The organism is Streptomyces thermospinosisporus (genome assembly GCF_039526425.1).
Lineage (GTDB): Bacteria > Actinomycetota > Actinomycetes > Streptomycetales > Streptomycetaceae > Streptomyces > Streptomyces thermocarboxydovorans.
Window position 1 is genome coordinate 116,806 of record NZ_BAAAIZ010000011.1, and the last position, 15,005, is coordinate 131,810.

Below are 15,005 nucleotides of genomic sequence, written 5' to 3' on the forward strand. Positions count from 1 at the left end.
CCGCGCCGCGGGCCTCCGCGCCCGCGGGCGGCCCGCACTCCCGCCGACCGGAGTGCGAGCCGCGGTCCGCTGCGACGTGCTTCCGCGGCCGTGCTTCCGCGGCCGTGCTTCCGGGCCCGGGTCAGTCGTCGTTGTCCTCGACCCAGCCGAAGCTGCGCTCCACCGCCTTGCGCCAGTTGTGGAACTCCCGGTCCCGCACCGACGCCTCCATGGCCGGCGTCCACTCGGCGTCCTTCCGCCAGTGCGACTTCAGCTCGTCCAGGTCGTTCCAGACGCCCGTGGCCAGCCCGGCGGCGTAGGCGGCGCCCAGGCACGTCGTCTCCGACACCTTCGGCCGGATCACCGGCACCCCGAGCACGTCCGCCTGATGCTGCATGAGCAGATTGTTCTTCGTCATGCCGCCGTCGACCTTCAGGGTGGTGATCTGCACCCCGGAGTCCTGGTACATGGCGTCCACGACCTCACGCGTCTGCCAGCTGGTCGCCTCCAGCACCGCACGTGCCAGATGCGCCTTGGTCACGTACCGGGTGAGGCCGGTGATCACCCCGCGCGCGTCGGAGCGCCAGTAGGGGGCGAACAGCCCGGAGAAGGCGGGCACGATGTACGCCCCGCCGTTGTCCTCCACGCTGGCCGCCAGTGGCTCGATCTCGTCCGCGGTGCGGATGATGCCGAGCTGGTCGCGGAACCACTGCACCAGCGCGCCCGTGATGGCGATCGAGCCCTCCAGGCAGTAGACGGGAGCCTCGTCGCCGATCTTGTAGCCCATCGTGGTCAGCAGGCCGCTCTTGGACGGCACCGGCCGGCTGCCGGTGTTGAGCAGCAGGAAGCTGCCCGTGCCGTAGGTGTTCTTCGCCGTGCCCACGTCGTAGCAGGCCTGCCCGAACACCGCCGCCTGCTGGTCGCCCAGCGCGGACGCCACCGGCACGCCGCCCAGCTGGCCCACGGCGGTGCCGTACACCTCGGCGGACGACCGGATCTCCGGCAGCATCGCCTCGGGCACGTTCATCGCCGAGAGGATGGACGGCTCCCACTGGAGCGTCTCCAGATTCATCAGCATGGTCCGGCCGGCGTTGGTCACATCGGTGACATGGCGTCCGCCGTCGGTGCCGCCGGTCAGATTCCAGATGAGCCACGAGTCGATGGTGCCGAACGCGATCTCGCCGTTCTCCGCGCGGGCCCTGAGCCCGGGCACGTTGTCCAGCAGCCAGGCCGCCTTCGGCCCGGAGAAGTAGCTGGCCAGCGGCAGACCGGTCTGCTCACGGAAGCGGTCCTGCCCGTCCGAGCCGCCGAGCTGGTTGCACAGGGCGGCCGTGCGGGTGTCCTGCCAGACGATCGCGTTGTGCACGGGTTTGCCGGTGGCGCGGTCCCACAGCACGGTGGTCTCGCGCTGGTTGGTGATGCCGAGCGCGCTGAGCTGGTCGGCACGCAGCCCGGCCTTGGCGAGCGCACCGGCGACCACGGCCTGGACCTTGGACCAGATCTCGGTGGCGTCGTGCTCCACCCACCCCGGCTTGGGGAAGATCTGGCGGTGCTCGCGCTGGTCGACGGCCACGATCGCGCCGTCCTGGTTGAAGATGATGCAGCGGCTCGAGGTGGTGCCCTGATCGATCGCGGCGACGAACTTGTCCGTCATGACGTCCCCTTCGTCGGTTGGTGCTGAAGTCTGCGGTCCGTTCCGTACCGTTCCGTATCGGACGGTCGTGTGCGAGCACCGCCATCGGCTGAGGGGCGGCGGGCACGCCGGCGCTCAGATCCGCGGGGCGTGGCTCAGAAGGCGGCGTTGAAGAGGAGCCCGGACAGCCCCGCGCCGATCATCGGCCCGACCACCGGCACCCAGGCGTACCCCCAGTCCGAGGTGCCCTTGTTGGGGATCGGCAGCAGCGAGTGCACGATGCGCGGGCCCAGGTCACGGGCGGGGTTGATGGCGTATCCGGTGGGACCGCCGAGGGACAGACCGATGCCGACCACCAGGAACGAGACGATCAGGATCGCGGTGCCCGACTCGCCGAGCCCCTTGGTGAGCCCGAACGCCAGGATCGGCAGCACCAGGGCGATGGTCGCGATGATCTCGGTGACCAGGTTGGCGACGGGCTGGCGGATGGTCGGGGACGTGGAGAAGATCCCCAGCGTCGGCTGGGCTATGTCCTCCTCCGCGTTGGCCCGGAACTGCGCGTAGTAGACCAGCCAGCACAGGAAGGCGCCGAGCATGGCGCCCACCATCTGACCGGCGACATAGATGTGGAACTGGTCCCAGTCCCCGGTGTCGATCGCGATGCCCAGGGTGACGGCGGGGTTGAGGTGTCCGCCGGACAGCGGCGCCGCGGTGTACGCCCCGGCCATCACGCCGAAGCCCCAGCCGAACGCGATGACCACCCAGCCGGCGTCCTTCGCCTTCGAATAGTTCAGGACGACCGCCGCGACGACACCGGCGCCGAAGAGGATCAGGATCGCTGTACCGATGATCTCGCCGACGAATACATCTGCATTGCTCATGGCGACTCCTAGGCCCTGGCCCGGGACCAGCGGCCCCCGGACCTCACGTGCAGGGTGCGTTTCCCATGGCTACGTCGGCCGAAGGCAGGGAGAACCCGCGCCCCGCCCGGCGACCATGACGAGCGTGCCGTCGCAGCCGAATCGCCCGTGGGGAGTGGGCCTTGACGCACGAGGGCCCCAGCAGCGGCATGCCGGAAAACCGCCGAGATGTACGGCGATGTCGACTGACACCGGAAGTGTTCCCCGGCGCCCGGAGGGCGTCAAGGAGGCCGACCGGATCGATTGCAGGGTGCCTTCCCGGCCACCGGGAAACGATGCCAACGACCGGGTAACGATCGCCGGGGCGTCCCGCCCGCACGTCCCGCCCGCGCCGGACGACCGCGCGAAACCGGCAGGACAAGTCCGGCAGAGCCCGTGCGCGGACAGTGGCGGCGCCCGTGCGGGAACAGTGGCGGCGCCCGTGCGGGAACAGTGGCGGCGCCCGTGCGGGGACAGTGACAGCGCGCGTACGCAGACAGTGCCTGACGGCGGCCCCGCTCAGCGCACGAGCATCACCGCTGACCCGTGGCCGAACAGTCCCTGGTTCGCGCTCATGCCGACCCGCGCCCCGGCCACCTGCCGGGCACCGGCGGTGCCCCTCAGCTGCCAGGTCAGCTCGCACACCTGGGCGATCGCCTGAGCCGGGACCGCCTCGCCGAAGGAGGCCAGACCGCCGCTCACGTTCACGGGTATGCGCCCGCCGGCCGCCGTCGCCCCGGTCCGCAGCAGCTTGGCCGCCTCACCCGGCCCGCACAGCCCCAGATCCTCGTACCACTGCAGCTCCAAGGCCGTCGACAGGTCGTAGACCTCGGCCAGCGACAGGTCCTCCGGGCCGAGCCCCGCCTCCTCGTAGGCGGCTCGCGCGACCGACTCCCGGAAGGTGACCGCGCCCGGCACGACCGCCGCCGCGGAGTCGGTGGCGATGTCCGGCAGGTCCAGCACCGTGCTGGGGTAGCGCGGCGTCACCGTGGACACCGCCCGGATCCGTACCGGGTCCGTGACCCCGCGCCGCCGCGCGAACTCCATGCCGGCCAGGACCAGCGCCGCCCCGCCGTCCGAGGTCGCGCAGATGTCGAGCAGCCGCAGCGGGTCGGCGACCACCGGCGAGGCGGCGACCTCCCGCGCGGTGACCCGCTTGCGGTAGCGCGCATACGGATTGAGCGCACCCATCGCCGCGTTCTTCACCTTGACCCGCCCGAAGTCGTCCGGCGTGTCGCCGTGCACGGCCATGCGCCGCCGCGCGTACAGCCCGAAGTAGGCGGGGTTGGTGGCGCCGAGAATGCGGAACCGCAGCCAGTCCGGATCGTCGGGCCGGTCCCCGCCCGCCGGCCGGAAGAACCCCTTCGGCGCCGCGTCGGCGCCGACCACCAGCACTACGTCGGCCAGCCCCGCCAGGATCTGCGCCCGCGCGGTGTCGATCGCCTGGGCGCCGGACGCGCATGCCGCGTACACACTGGTGACCCTGGCTCCCTGCCAGCCCAGGGCCTTGGCGAAGGTCGCCCCGGCGACATACCCCGGATAACCGCCGCGCACGGTGTCCGCGCCGACGATCGAGCCGATCTCCCGCCACCCCAGCCCGGCGTCGGCCAGCGCGGCACGGGCCGCCGCCACCCCGTATTCCCAGAAGGGCCGCCCCTGCTTGCCCCAGGGGTGCAGCCCCGCTCCGAGCACCGCCACCTCGCCGCCGGTCACGCCGTCACCCCCGTCGGCCGCCAGTTCCAGGTCGTCCAGACCGTCGCGGCGTCTTCGCCGTCCGCGTCGTCCGCGTCGTCCGCGTCGTCCGCGTCGTCCGCGTCGTCCGCGTCGTCCGCGTCGTCCGCGTCGTCCGCGTCGTCCGCGTCGTCCTCGTACAGGACACCGGGGACGACTTCCACCTCCGCCCCCACCGCCAGATCGGCGACGGTGACGCCGGGGGCCGCCTGGCCCAGCACCACCATCCGCTCGGCCTCCAGCTCCACCGCGATCAGCGGGCGCGGCTCCCACGGGACGTCCGGATCGCTCACATACGGTGCCGGAGGCCGGTACCGGCAGTCCGTGTACGACCAGATCCGCCCGCGCCGCGACAGGGCGACCTCCGCAAGGCCGTCCGCCCCGCAGGCCGGGTTCCGGCAGGGGCCGTCCACCGGCGGGAAGAAGACGGAACCGCAGGTATAACAGCGCGTGCCCAGCAGCCGGAAGCCGTCCCCTCCGTCCCCTCCGTCCCCTCCGTCGCCTCCGCGGTCTCCGTCGTCGAACCACCCCTCGACCACCGGCCGACGCGTCTGTGCCATGGCCCCTCCCGCGGTTTTTCCCGACGACGAGAACTGACAAAGAAGAAGATGCAGAGCTGACGACGGACCAGAACTGACGATGCGTCAGAAGTGTGCCAGTAGCCGCCCGCCGGCGACAGGTCCTTCCCCGGCCGGCCTCCTCCCTGATAGATGCAGGGGACATGACACGACGACTTCTTCCCGCGGTCCGCTCCGCCACTGCGGTACGCGGACTGGTCACCACCCTCGCCGCCCTGCTGGCCACGACTGCCGCCTCCGCCCCCGCCCGGGCGCACACCGAACCGAAGGCCCCCAAGGACTTCGTCGCGCTGAGCAGCGTCGACGCCACGATCATCCAGGAGATCCGCTACTTCACCCGCCACAACTTCGTCGGCGAACGCGTCGACGGCTACCGGCAGCCCATGTGCATCCTCACCCGGCCCGCCGCCCAGGCCCTCCACAAGGCGCAGAAGCAGCTGCTCCGGCGGGGCTACTCGCTCAAGGTCTACGACTGCTACCGCCCGCAGCGCGCGGTGGACCACTTCGTACGCTGGGCCAAGGACCTGTCGGACCAGTCCATGAAGGACGAGTTCTACCCGCGGGTCGACAAGACCCGGCTGTTCGCCGACGGCTACATCGCCGAGAAGTCCGGCCACAGCCGCGGCTCCACCGTCGACCTCACCCTGGTGAAGCTCCCGGCCAAGCCGACCCGCCCCTACCGCCCCGGCGAACCGCTCACCCCCTGCTACGCGCCCAAGGACCAGCGCTTCCCGGACAACTCCGTCGACATGGGCACCGGCTACGACTGCTTCGACACCCTCAGCCACACCCTCGACCCCCGTATACAGGGCGAGCAGCGCGCCAACCGGCTGCTGCTGAAGAACACCCTGGAGAACCTGGGCTTCGTGAACCTCGCCGAGGAGTGGTGGCACTACACCTTCAAGCCGGAGGCGTACCCCGACACCTACTTCGACTTCCCGGTCTCCCGCCGGTCGCTCACCGGCCACCGCTGAGCCGCCTCCCGGAGACGCCCGCCCGGTGATCGGATACAGTCCGCCGCGTGTCCGAAACTCACACCTCCGTTCCCGCACCGGACTCCCACTGTTCGAGCTGCGGCACGCCCTATGGAGAGGGCGTCTCCGGCTGGCCCCGCACCTGCGCCGCGTGCGGCACCGTCGCCCACCGCAACCCGCTGCCCGTCGCGGTGGCCCTCCAGCCCGTGTACGACACCCAGGGCACCGCCCTGGTCGTGATCACCCGCACCGTCGCCCCCGCACACGGCGGAACGGCTCTGCCCGGCGGCTACATCGACGACCGCGAGGACTGGCGCCGGGCCGTCGTCCGCGAACTCAAGGAGGAGACGGGCATCGACGCGGCAAGCCGCGACGTCCGCCTCGCCGACGCGATGAGTTCCCCCGACGGCCACCTCCTCCTGTTCGGGCTCCTCCCCGAACGCCCCGTGGAGTCCCTGCCGCCCTCCGCCGCCACGTCCGAGACAGAGGGCTGGCACCTCCTGCGCCGCCCCCAGGAACTCGCCTTCCCCCTCCACACCCTGGCCGTACGGGCCTGGTTCGAGGGGCGCTACATCTGACGACCCTGGCCGACATCTGATACCGGCGGGCCGCCGCATCCCCTCTTCGGCGGCCCGCAGCGCGAACTCCGGCCTGTAAGCGACCCCAACCGAGGCCCCGCTCACCCCTCCCCGAGCCCGCGCATGCGCACCGGGTGGGCGGGCTCGCCCGCACCGGCGTCGCCCTCCCGCTCGACGACCGGGCGCGGGCCCGTCCAGCGGACGGTGTACCGCTCGATCTCCGCCTCGGCCCACCCCTGACCGTCGTCCGGTACGACGAGCCCGCCGCCCGTCCGCCCCCGCGCCGGAGCCCACACCTCCAGCTCGAGCCGGCCGTCCTCCCCACGCACCGGAATGACGGAGCCCCCGCGGACGAACACCGGGATGCGGTCCAGGGGAGCCTCGACCAGGACCTGGGCCGGGCCCTGGTAGGCCCGCCCCGTCCGCACGTCGTACCACCGCCCCGGCGGCAGCTGCACGGCCCGCCGGTCCGTACCCGGATCCAGCACCGGCGCCACCAGCAGGCAGTCGCCCAGCAGGAAGGCGTCCTCGCAGTCGCGCAGCGCGCGCTCCTCGGGCGCCGGCCACCACAGCGGCCGCACCAGGGGCGTCCCGGTGCGCCGGGCGAGATGTGCCAGCGTCATGAAGTACGGCAGCAGGCGCCGGCGTTCGAGCAGCGCCGCCCGCGCGTGCTCCAGCACCTCGGGACCGAACTCCCAGGGCTCGCCCCGCCCCGCCCGCGGGCCGACCCGGGTGCGGAACAGCGGCAGATACGCGCCCAGCTGGAACCACCGCAGAAACAGCTCCGGGGACGGGTCCCCGCCGAAGCCGCCGGCGTCCGGGCCGGAGAACGGCACCCCGCACAGGCCGAGCCCCATGACCAGCCCCAGCGAGGCCCGCAGCCCCGGCCAGCCCGCCGCCACGCGGCCCAGCCAGGCACCGCCGTACCGCTGCAACCCGGCCCACCCGGAACGGGAGAGCACCAGCGGCCGTTCCTCCGGCGCCAGCTTCCGCAGGCCCTCGTACGCCGCCCGGGACAGGCACAGCCCGTAGACGTTGTGCGCCTCCCGGTGGTCCCCGCCCCGCCCGTCCAGCGCGTGCCGGGCCGAGCGGGGGAGTGTGGGCTCGCCGAAGGCCGCGAACGACGTCGGCTCGTCCCGGTCGTGCCAGAAACCCGTGAACCCCTGCGCCAGCCGCTCCGCGTACAGACCGCCCCACCACTCCCGCACATCCGCCCGAGTGACATCCGGGAAGACCACCTCACCGGGCCAGGAGACGCCCCGCACCACCGCGCCCGAGGCCTCCCGCACGAACGCGTCCCGCGCCATCCCCTCCTCGAACACCGCGTTCCCGGCAACGGCGGGCACGGCCGGTTCCGCCACCGACACCAGCCGCACGCCGTCGCGCCGCAGGTCCTCGGCGAGGCCCGGGAGCCCGGGGAACCGCTCCCGGTCGACGGTGAACCCCTGCCGGGCCTGGTGACGGCCGATGTCGAGATGGAGGGCGTCGAGCGGCAGCCCGCGCTCCCGGTAGCCGGCGACCAGCCGCCGCACCTCGCGCTCGTCGTCCAGACCCCACCGCGCGTGATGGTGCCCGAACGCCCACGCCGGCGGCAGCGCCGGCGCGCCCGTGAGCGAGGCCCAGGCCAGCAGCACCCGGGCAGGAGTGCCCTGCATCACCCAGCACCGCAGCGGGCCGCCGTCCATGCGCAGTTCGCTCGTCCCCGCCCGGTCGTGGCCGGACCCCTCGCCCTCCTCGCCCTCGCGCAACGTCACCCGGCCGTCCCACGAGTTGTCGTGGAACACCAGGTGCGTGCCCGCATCGGCCACCACCAGCTGCACCGGCATCGTCAGATGCAGCGGATCGTCGGCCGGTCCGAACGCCCGACCGGGGTCGGTGTTCCACAGACGGTAGGTGCCGTCCCGCAGCCGGGGCCCGCACGCCCGGCCGCCCAGCCCGAAGAAGCGGGCGTCCGCCGCCACCTCCGAGCGCTGCATCCAGCGCGCCGGACCGCCGCCGACCGGCTCCCACCAGCGCGGGGGCAGATCCCGCCGCAGCGTCGCGCCGCCCGGAGTGCGCACCTCCACCGCGCCGTGCCGCGACACCGCGACGGTCACCCGCTCGGCCACCACCCGCCAGCCGCCGTCCTTGTCCGGCTCCAGCACCGCCCGCGGATCCGCGTCCGGGCAGCGGCCCCCCAGCGCGTACGAGGGCTCGGGCTCCGCGCCGTCCCAGCCCCAGAACGCCGCCCCGTTGACCGCCACCATGATCCGCAGCCGGGCCCGGCCGAACTGAACGATGCCACCCCCGGGCTCCGGCGTCGCCTCCCGCAGCACACCGGGCACCCGGGCCCGCTCCCGCCCGCGAGGAGGCAGTCCGGTGGCATCGGCCCGCTGCCTGCGCCACGCTGCTCGTACGGTACGCAACCCCTGCGCCGCCCTCACCCAATCGACCGCCTGTATCGAACGCACCAGGTCACGACCGTTCATGCTGCTCACCCTGCCACTGACCACGCTCGGCAGATGTGGCGTTCAACTTCCGTTCACCCGTGATGGGACCACACCGCCACGACGCGGACTATGTGGGGTGCACCCTGGTGCGGAAGTCGATCACATGGCATCGTCCGTGTCAGCCGCGTCACGCGCACACCCCAGCCCGTGCGCGGAGGACGCACACGACGCGCACAGTCCGGGAGCCGTACATGTCGACCCTGAACCCTCAGCCGCTCTGGCAGCCCGATCCGGAGCGCATCGCTCAGGCACAGGTGACCAAGTTCCAGGCCTGGGCAGCGGAGCACCACGGCGCCCCCGCCGACGGCGGGTACCCGGCGCTGCACCGCTGGTCGGTGGAGGAGCTGGAGACGTTCTGGCAGGCGGTCACCGAGTGGTTCGACGTCCGCTTCTCCACCCCCTGCAGCCGCGTGCTGGGCGACCGCTCGATGCCCGGCGCCCAGTGGTTCCCCGGCGCGACCCTCAACTACGCCGAGCACGCCCTGCGGGCCGCCGCGGACCGGGCCGACCAGCCCGCCCTGCTGCACGTCGACGAGACCCATGAGGCCCGCCCCGTCACCTGGGCCGAGCTGCGCCGCCAGGTCGGCTCCCTCGCGGCCGAACTGCGCGCCCTCGGCGTACGCCCCGGAGACCGCGTCAGCGGCTACCTGCCGAACATCCCGCAGGCCGTCGTCGCCCTGCTCGCCACCGCCGCGGTGGGCGGCGTATGGACCTCCTGCGCACCCGACTTCGGCGCCCGCAGCGTCCTGGACCGCTTCCAGCAGGTGGAACCGGTCGTCCTGTTCACCGTCGACGGATACCGCTACGGCGGCAAGGAGCACGACCGCCGCGAGATCGTCGCCGAACTGCGCCGCGAACTGCCCTCGCTGCGCGCCGTCGTCCACATCCCGCTGCTCGGCACCGAGGCCCCCGACGGCGCCCTGGACTGGTCGGCCCTCACCGCCGCCGACACCGAACCGGAATTCGAGCAGGTGCCCTTCGACCACCCGCTGTGGGTGCTCTACTCCTCCGGCACCACCGGGCTGCCCAAGGCCATCGTCCAGTCCCAGGGCGGCATCCTGGTCGAGCACCTCAAGCAGCTCGGACTCCACTGCGACCTCGGCCCCGAGGACCGCTTCTTCTGGTACACCTCGACCGGCTGGATGATGTGGAACTTCCTCGTCTCCGGCCTGCTCACCGGCACCACGATCGTCCTGTACGACGGCAGCCCCGGTTACCCCGGCACCGGCGCCCAGTGGCAGGTCGCTGAACGCACCGGCGCCACCCTCTTCGGCACCTCCGCCGCCTACGTCATGGCCTGCCGCAAGGCCGACGTGCACCCGGGGCGCGACCACGACCTGTCCGCGGTCAAGTGCGTCGCCACCACCGGCTCCCCGCTGCCCCCCGACGGCTTCCGCTGGCTGCACGACGAGGTCCGCGACGACCTGTGGATCGCCTCGGTCAGCGGCGGCACCGATGTCTGCTCCTGCTTCGCGGGCGCCGTACCGACCCTCCCCGTGTACGTGGGCGAACTGCAGGCCGCCTGCCTCGGCACCGACCTGCAGTCCTGGGACCCGAGCGGCAAGCCCCTCACCGACGAGGTCGGCGAACTCGTCGTCACCAACCCCATGCCGTCCATGCCGATCCGCTTCTGGAACGACCCCGACGGCAGCCGCTACCGCGACAGCTACTTCTCCGTCTATCCCGGCGTCTGGCGGCACGGCGACTGGATCACCATCACCTCACGGGGCTCGGTGATCATCCACGGCCGCTCCGACTCCACGCTCAACCGCCAGGGCGTCCGCATGGGCTCGGCCGACATCTACGAGGTCGTCGAACGCCTCCCCGAGATCAAGGAGTCCCTCGTCGTCGGCATCGAACAGCCCGACGGCGGCTACTGGATGCCCCTCTTCGTCCACCTGGCCCCGGGCGCCCGGCTCGACGACGTTCTGCTGAACCGCATCAAGCAGACCATCCGGGAACAGCTCTCGCCCCGCCACGTCCCCGACGAGATCATCGAGGTGCCCGGAGTCCCGCACACCCTCACCGGCAAGCGCATCGAGGTCCCGGTCAAGCGCCTCCTGCAGGGCACCCCGCTGGAGAAGGCCGTCAACCCCGGCTCCATCGACAACCTCGACCTGCTCACCTTCTACGAGGACCTGGCCCGCAAGCGCGCCTGATCAGAACTGCAAGCGCGCCTGATCAGAAGAATCAGGCGACCATCCCCCCCGTACCGGCCCCGGACTGGCCCCGCCACAGGCGACCAGTCCGGGGCCGGCCGGTCTCCTCATCTCCTCGACCGGACGTCGCTGTCAGTGCCCCCGATTACTGTGAGTGAGCATTGATCGACCGTGCACAGGGGGACACATGACGCACACCGACCGCCGGACCCTGCGACGAGCCCTGCGGCGAGAGATCGCCGGCACCATCGGCCTGCTCACCGACGAGCACGACTTCTCCGCCATGCGGCGCTACCGCAGCTTCACCTTCCACGACCACACCGCCTACCTCGAACACGTCGAAGCGGTCCTCAGGACCCGGGCCCGGCAGGGCAGCCACACCTCGGTCGCCCTCTTCGACCCCGAGGACTACGCGGACTACTGCGCCCGGCACGGCCTCGACCCCGACAGCCCCGCCAGCCGCACCCGCTTCACCGCCGAACTCGCCACCACCGGCCCCACCGTCCCCTACGACGGACAGCCGCTCGCCGACCTCCTGCCCATCCTCGTGGACGAGGCCATCCGCCAGGCGACGTGGGAGTACGCGACCACCCTCCTCAGCCGCCTCGGCGCCTGCGCCGCATGCGGGGAGGACCTGGGCCGCGCCGCCTTCAACCGCGCCGCACACCTGCTGACCCGCATCCTCGACACCGCCCCGCCGGGCCGGCGGCACCTGGTGTGCAACGTCTCCGGCCCACCCGAACCCCTGGTCGCCGTCCTCCACGCCGACGACCTCACCGACCGGCTGGAACTGGACGAGGCCGAAGCCCTCGAGTTCACCTCCGTACTGGCGGTCGGGCTGGCCACCGACAGCCCCGGTGGACTCGTCATGCGCACCATGGCCCCCGGCAGTCCCGACCGCGTCTACGGCTGGCGCCTGCGCGCCCACACACTGGAACCCCTCACCGCCGCCGAGGTCTTCGACGCCTACTGCACCGACATCGAGACCGGAGACCTCATCGCGCCCGAGTCCAACGTCGACTACTGCGCACCCCCCGACCTGGGCCCCGGCCCGGACACACCCCACCACCACTGAAAGCCGCAACGGCACCCAGGCGCACGACGAAGGGCGCCCCACCTCCAGGTGGAGCGCCCTTCGGCTCGACGACGACCACAAGCCGACGCTGACCACAGGGGCCCGACGCCTGCGACCGCTCTCCGGCCACGTGCCGGCTACTCGCCCGACAGCACCGCCTGCGCCGCGCGCCGCGCCTCGTCCGCACCGTCCGCGGCCCGCGCCGCTGCGGCCGCACGCCCGCACTGCGCCAGCGTGTACTTCGCCAGCGTCGCCCGCACATACGGAATCGACGCGGCACCCATGGAGAGAGAGGTGACACCCAGACCAGTCAGCACACACGCCAGCAACGGATCCGAAGCGGCCTCACCGCAGACGCCGCAGCTCTTGCCCTCGGCCTTCGCCGCCTCCGCCGCCAGCGCCACCAGGTCCAGCAGTGCCGGCTGCCACGGGTCCTGATACCGGGACACCGCGCCCACCTGCCGGTCGGCGGCGAAGGTGTACTGCGCGAGATCGTTCGTGCCCAGCGACAGGAACTCGACCTCCTGAAGCACCGAGCGGGCGCGCAGCGCGGCCGAGGGAATCTCGACCATCGCACCGAACTTCGCCCGCAGCCCGGCCTCCCGGCACGCGTCCGCGAACGCCCTGGCGTCGGCGCGGTCCGCCACCATCGGCGCCATGACCTCGAGATACACGGGCAGCCCCTCGGCCGCCCGGGCCAGCGCGGTCAGCTGGGTGCGCAGCACCTCCGGGTGGTCCAGCAGGGTGCGCAGCCCCCGCACGCCCAGCGCCGGGTTCGGCTCGTCGCCCGGGGTGAGGAAGTCCAGCGGCTTGTCCGCGCCCGCGTCCAGCACCCGCACCACCACACGGCCCTCGGGGAACGCCTCGAGCACCTGGCGGTAGGCCGCGACCTGCTTCTCCTCGGAAGGAGCCTGCTTGTTGTCGTCCAGGAACAGGAACTCGGTACGGAAGAGACCGACACCCTCGGCGCCCGCCTCGACGGCCGCCTCCACATCCCCCGGACCACCGATGTTCGCCAGCAGCGGCACCTTGTGACCGTCGGCCGTCGCACCCGGCCCGGTGGCCGCGGCCAGCGCCGCCTTCCGCTCGGCGGCGGCGGCCTCCAGCTGCGCCTTCTTCTCCTCGCTCGGATTCACGAAGACCTCGCCGCTGCTGCCGTCCACGGCGATCACCGTGCCCTCGGCGATCTCACCCGCGCCCGGCAGCGCCACCACGGCCGGCACCCCGAGGGCCCGCGCCAGGATCGCGCTGTGACTGGTCGGCCCGCCCTCCTCGGTCACGAAGCCGAGCACCAGCGCCGGATCCAGCAGCGCCGTGTCGGCCGGCGCCAGATCCCGGGCCACCAGCACATACGGCCGGTCGCTGTCCGGGACACCCGGCATCGGAACACCGAGCAGCCGGGCGACTATGCGGTTCCGCACGTCGTCCAGGTCGGCCACCCGGCCGGCCAGGTACTCACCGGCCCCGGCCAGCAGCTCGCGGTATGCGGCGAACGCGTCGTACACCGCGCGCTCGGCCGTGCTGCCGACGGCGATGCGCCGCTCCACGTCCGCCATCAGCTCGGGGTCCTGCGCCATCAGGGCCTGGGCCTCGAGCACGGCTTGGGCCTCCCCGCCCGCCAGATTGCCGCGCGCCGTCAGATCGGCCGCCACCGCCTCCACGGCCTTGCGAGCGCGCCCCTGTTCGCGCTCGGCCTCCTCCGCGGGAATCTGCTTGGCCGGCGGTTCGAGGACCGCGGTTCCCATGTGCCGGACCTCGCCGATGGCCACCCCATGGCTCACACCGACGCCTCGCAGCGTTGTCTCCATCTCACCCGTCTCCGTTAGTGCGGCGGGCCCCGCCACCGCGTTGGTTGTCGTACGTGCCGTCACGGACGGCGAGTGACGTCGCCCCGGACGTCACCTCCTCACGTCACTTCCAGAGGAAGAGACTGTCGCCGGCCTCGACCTCGCCCTCCTCGCGCAGCTCCGAGAGCGCCTCCGCGGTGGCCTCCAGGGCGACGACCGGACACACGGGGGACTTGCCGGCGGCCTCGACGGCGGCCGGGTCCCAGTGGACGATGCTCTGTCCGCGCTTGACGGTGTCGCCCTTGTTGACGAGCAGCTGGAAGCCCTCGCCATTGAGCTGCACCGTGTCGATACCGAGGTGCGTGAGCACGCCGTGGCCGTTCTCGTCCACGACGACGAAGGCGTGCGGGTGCAGGGAGACGATCACGCCGTCGACCGGTGAGACGGCCTCGGAGGGCTTGCGGACCGGGTCGATCGCGGTGCCCGGGCCGACCATGGCCCCGGAGAAGACCGGATCGGGCACGGCCACCAGCCCGATGGCACGTCCTTCGAGCGGGGACGTCACGGTGGTCATGGAAAACCTCCCAGGGGTGGAGATCTGCATGGAGGCCGTCACTGCCTGTTGCTGACGACGCACTGTGCAGCAGGGTATGTCATATGAAGTACCAATTCCGGGCGAATGATCCCGGTGTGGTCTAGACTAGAGGTCTAGACCACCTACGATAATCGATTTGCACGCCATCCGCGACCCCGTGTACAGTCGTCAGTCCTGCCTGGGGGTGAAAGGCTGATCTCAAGCTCTGACCCAAGCAGCAAACCAACTCTTCAGGTTCCTCTCCGAGGCCCCTTCTGCATGCCTGCAGGACGGTGGTCAAGGAGGCGGAAAAACACTGATAGAGTCGGAAACACCGAAGGGAAGCGCCCGGAGGAAAGCCCGAGAGGGTGAGTACGAAGGAAGCGTCCGTTCCTTGAGAACTCAACAGCGTGCCAAAAGTCAACGCCAGATATGTTGATACCCCGTCTGTCCGGTTTCACCGGACGGTCGAGGTTCCTTTGAAATACACAGCGAGGACGCTGTGAACGTCGGGATTATTCCTCCCGATGTTCCGCTCTCGTGATGTGT

Annotated in this window: 11 protein-coding genes; 4 read left to right on the top strand and 7 right to left on the bottom strand. The window is 71.8% G+C overall.

Annotation, left to right across the window (positions count from 1 at the left end):
- Positions 1-121 precede the first annotated feature (121 nt).
- The 4 genes from glpK to ABD207_RS06290 all read right to left on the bottom strand — a co-directional run bounded on the left by glpK (position 122) and on the right by ABD207_RS06290 (position 4,802).
- Positions 122-1,633: a glycerol kinase GlpK gene (glpK, locus tag ABD207_RS06275; RefSeq protein WP_344010687.1), complete on the bottom strand. Its 1,512-nt coding sequence runs from the start codon at positions 1,631-1,633 to the stop codon at positions 122-124.
- Between the two features lie 134 nt (positions 1,634-1,767).
- Positions 1,768-2,493, bottom strand: coding sequence for an MIP/aquaporin family protein (locus ABD207_RS06280; RefSeq protein WP_344010688.1), 726 nt, complete (start codon positions 2,491-2,493; stop codon positions 1,768-1,770).
- 537 nt (positions 2,494-3,030) lie between these two features.
- On the bottom strand, positions 3,031-4,248 hold the full coding sequence (locus tag ABD207_RS06285; RefSeq protein ID WP_344010705.1) for a lipid-transfer protein: 1,218 nt from the start codon (positions 4,246-4,248) through the stop codon (positions 3,031-3,033).
- Complete coding sequence (locus ABD207_RS06290) at positions 4,221-4,802, bottom strand: Zn-ribbon domain-containing OB-fold protein (RefSeq protein WP_344010689.1); 582 nt, start codon at positions 4,800-4,802, stop codon at positions 4,221-4,223. Before ABD207_RS06290 ends, ABD207_RS06285 begins: the two co-directional genes overlap by 28 nt.
- Positions 4,803-4,963: 161 nt before the next feature.
- Between ABD207_RS06290 and ABD207_RS06295 the strand changes: the two genes are divergently transcribed.
- Together ABD207_RS06295 and ABD207_RS06300 are read left to right on the top strand one after the other, a co-directional pair.
- Complete coding sequence (locus ABD207_RS06295; protein ID WP_344010690.1) at positions 4,964-5,794, top strand: M15 family metallopeptidase; 831 nt, start codon at positions 4,964-4,966, stop codon at positions 5,792-5,794.
- Between the two features lie 47 nt (positions 5,795-5,841).
- The gene (locus ABD207_RS06300; protein ID WP_344010691.1) at positions 5,842-6,372 is read left to right on the top strand and encodes an NUDIX domain-containing protein; all 531 of its coding nucleotides are present in this window, start codon (positions 5,842-5,844) and stop codon (positions 6,370-6,372) included.
- A 101-nt stretch (positions 6,373-6,473) separates the two neighbouring features.
- Here the strand turns inward: ABD207_RS06300 and ABD207_RS06305 are convergent, their stop codons facing one another.
- The gene (locus ABD207_RS06305; RefSeq protein WP_344010693.1) at positions 6,474-8,840 is read right to left on the bottom strand and encodes a glycoside hydrolase family 31 protein; all 2,367 of its coding nucleotides are present in this window, start codon (positions 8,838-8,840) and stop codon (positions 6,474-6,476) included.
- Between the two features lie 212 nt (positions 8,841-9,052).
- Between ABD207_RS06305 and ABD207_RS06310 the strand changes: the two genes are divergently transcribed.
- Positions 9,053-11,020: an acetoacetate--CoA ligase gene (locus ABD207_RS06310; RefSeq protein ID WP_344010695.1), complete on the top strand. Its 1,968-nt coding sequence runs from the start codon at positions 9,053-9,055 to the stop codon at positions 11,018-11,020.
- Positions 11,021-11,207: 187 nt separating this feature from the next.
- Entirely contained in the window at positions 11,208-12,095 is an 888-nt protein-coding gene (locus ABD207_RS06315) for a hypothetical protein (protein WP_344010696.1), read from the top strand.
- Positions 12,096-12,232: 137 nt separating this feature from the next.
- Here the strand turns inward: ABD207_RS06315 and ptsP are convergent, their stop codons facing one another.
- A complete protein-coding gene (ptsP, locus tag ABD207_RS06320; RefSeq protein ID WP_344010698.1) occupies positions 12,233-13,903 on the bottom strand; it encodes a phosphoenolpyruvate--protein phosphotransferase in 1,671 nt (556 codons plus the stop codon).
- A 103-nt stretch (positions 13,904-14,006) separates the two neighbouring features.
- The gene (locus ABD207_RS06325; protein ID WP_344010700.1) at positions 14,007-14,456 is read right to left on the bottom strand and encodes a PTS sugar transporter subunit IIA; all 450 of its coding nucleotides are present in this window, start codon (positions 14,454-14,456) and stop codon (positions 14,007-14,009) included.
- Positions 14,457-15,005: the final 549 nt, after the last annotated feature.